3 protein-coding genes are annotated in these 2696 nt (G+C 48.3%); all 3 read left to right on the forward strand.

What is annotated here, in order from left to right; translation table 11 throughout:
• Positions 1-125: 125 nt before the first annotated feature.
• The 3 genes from HW443_RS10440 to xseB all read left to right on the forward strand — a co-directional run bounded on the left by HW443_RS10440 (position 126) and on the right by xseB (position 2531).
• A complete protein-coding gene (locus HW443_RS10440; protein WP_176231785.1) occupies positions 126-398 on the forward strand; it encodes an FmdB family zinc ribbon protein in 273 nt (90 codons plus the stop codon).
• Between the two features lie 267 nt (positions 399-665).
• Positions 666-2300, forward strand: a complete 1635-nt coding sequence (gene bshC, locus HW443_RS10445) for a bacillithiol biosynthesis cysteine-adding enzyme BshC (RefSeq protein ID WP_176231784.1) — start codon at positions 666-668, stop codon at positions 2298-2300.
• Between the two features lie 84 nt (positions 2301-2384).
• Positions 2385-2531, forward strand: coding sequence for an exodeoxyribonuclease VII small subunit (xseB, locus tag HW443_RS10450; RefSeq protein WP_258190511.1), 147 nt, complete (start codon positions 2385-2387; stop codon positions 2529-2531).
• The last annotated feature ends 165 nt before the right edge of the window (positions 2532-2696 follow it).

Here is a 2696-nt window from a genome sequence, read left to right on the forward strand (position 1 = left end):
CATTTTATATGACTCAACCAATACCTCTTTGGTTACATTATAGATGACTTAACGCGGCCGATTGACGAAAACCCCTCCTTTGATGTATATTTGCGGGAAAAACTTAGTAGCGAGGTGGTCTGGGAGTGCCTGTCTACGATTACTATTGTCCAGTTTGCAATCGTTATTTTGAAAGAGTCAGGAGCATGGAGGACCGGAATGGGGTACGCTGCGACCTCTGCAGGGGTCAAGCAGTCAGGGTCTATGTTCCTGTAGGCATTGTCTTTAAGGGCTCCGGTTTTTATACTACAGATTCCAGAAGTGAAAATCCGTTAGACAAGGCAAAGTCAGCTCTGCCCGAGGCCAAGGCGGGAACTGAGTCTGACAGTGGGGGTGAGCTTAGTAGTCTAGAAGATTAGGCTAGTTCACACTGATAACATGAAAAATGACCTGCCGATAGGATAATTATCCTTTGAGGATAGGAGTAGCTTATAGGAAAGCAGGCGTAGAGAAGATAATTTTTGTTTTCCCAGAAGCTAGTAGGCCGCCAGGATTTCGTCGCCGGCGGCTCATCTGCCTTTAGCTTCCATATATAGGTGCCATTTTTGAGACAGAGAAAACTGAGAGAGAAAATGGCGAGGAAATAATCCCTTTGTCCTTAACCATGTAGAGATTGTAGACATTCCATGACCATATTGGCTTCTTGTCCCCAAACCGATCTTCTTTCTCCAGAGCAGATACCCTTCGATTATCTGGCCCACTTTGATAAGCTTAAGGAGTACTTCTCCTTGCCGCCCAATATAGAATACGTCCCTCAAGTTATTCAGTTCAAAGAACGCGAATACCGTACGGACCGCAAAAGATTGGTTAAGGTTCTTCTTCACTATAATGCTGGGCTTTCTGCTTCTTCCCAGACCATGGAGGCTATAAAGTCCCTGCAGCACTCCTCCACTTATGCCGTGGTCACTGGTCAGCAAGCCGGCCTGCTTACCGGGCCAGCCGTCACTATCTATAAGGCTCTAAGTGTCATTAAATTATGTGGGCTGCTGAACGAGCGATACCCCTCCTACCGATTTGTGCCTGTCTTCTGGGCTGCTACTGAAGATAGCGATTTGAGTGAGGCGGATAACTTTTCGGTGTTATCCAGAGACGACGAGGTGAAGACCTTCAGGTTGAATTTAAGAAAGAATATGGGCAGGCCGATTGGGGAGATTGGTGCTCACGAAGTAGACCGCACCATCATCAATTTCCTGGAAGCTGAGTTCATAGATTCGGAGTTCAAAGTTGATTTGCTGGGTATGATCAGCGACTCCCTTGCTCAAGCCAGGACTCTGGGTGATTTCTTCTCTTGCCTGATAATGAGGCTTTTTGCCGAACAGGGATTGATACTTTTGGACCCTATGAAGAGGGAGTTTAAGGATCTGGCCAGAGAGCTATTGGGAAAAGAGATCGAGGATCCTCTCACACTGACCCGGCAGGTAGAACAGGCCGGTGATGAATTAGAGTCTCTTGGTTATATGCGTCCCATATCCAAGACTGATAATGCCTGTAGCTTCTTTTTAGTGGAAAAAGAAGGCAGGCGGCAGGTCTACCACGGTCCTGCTCGCGGTTTCTGGACTTCAGAGAGGGGACACAGTCGCCAAGAGCTTTTAAAAATCTTGCGGGAGACCCCCCAAAAATTTACTACCTGTGTTTATCTCCGCCCCCTATTTCAGGATTTTCTATTGCCCACAGTGGTTTATGTGGGCGGTCCTGGAGAGATAAATTATATAGCTCAGCTTAAAGAGGTCTACCAGGCTCGTGGCATGACCATGCCCATTATCTATCCGCGGGCCAGTTGCACTCTTCTGGAACCCAAGGTGACCCGATGGCTCCGCAAGTACGAGATTGATCCTCTTGAACTAAAGGGAAGTATCCACCATATCCTTAAGAGGTTCGACCATAATTCCCATGTGGACAGGTTCCAGCAGCGTCATTCAGCCGTCCTGGCCGAGATGGATGGGATGATGAGAGAGGTGGAAGAGCTGGATCCCACTTTGGGCAAAGCACTGGCCAGGGGCAGGAGAACCACAGATAAGAAACTCCGGGAGATGTCCAAGAGAATAGAAGAGAGAGCGGCTGAGAAAGGGGGAGTTGAAATCAGACAGATTTCAAAACTGAAGACCCACATCTTTCCTCTGGACAGACCTCAGGAGGGTGTAATTAACATCTTCTCTTTCTTGGTCAAAGGAGGACTGGATCTTTTGAATGAGATATCTGAGGCCATTAACGTGGAGAGGCCTGACCATCCTTTCATTGCCTATGGGAGCAGAGATAAATGATCAGGAGAGCGAGGACCCTAAGACCCGAGGGGGTCACCAGAGGTGGCTGAAGAACGCTCACCAATGCAGAATACAATGGAGAATATGAGTTTGAAACAGGCCTTGTCCAGGCTTGAGGCCATTGTGACTGAGCTTGAACAAGGAAAGCTCACTCTGGATGAATCCATGGCCAAGTTTGAAGATGGGGTTAGACTAGCATATACCTGCTTGCAGAGGTTGGAGGAAGATTAGCCGGGACAGAGTGCAGTGGGATGCCGGCTGATAGGCGAGGTTCGCTTCGCGACAGAGCCGGGCCCCGGATGGGCTGCCCCACGTTAAGCAGACGAGCGAAGCATGTCCGCTTAACCCTACAACGTCATTTACCTGAATACCTACAATATGTTCTGGCTCAATTAA

The sequence above is a fragment of the Candidatus Hakubella thermalkaliphila genome (assembly GCF_013281975.1).
Lineage (GTDB): Bacteria > Actinomycetota > Humimicrobiia > Hakubellales > Hakubellaceae > Hakubella > Hakubella thermalkaliphila.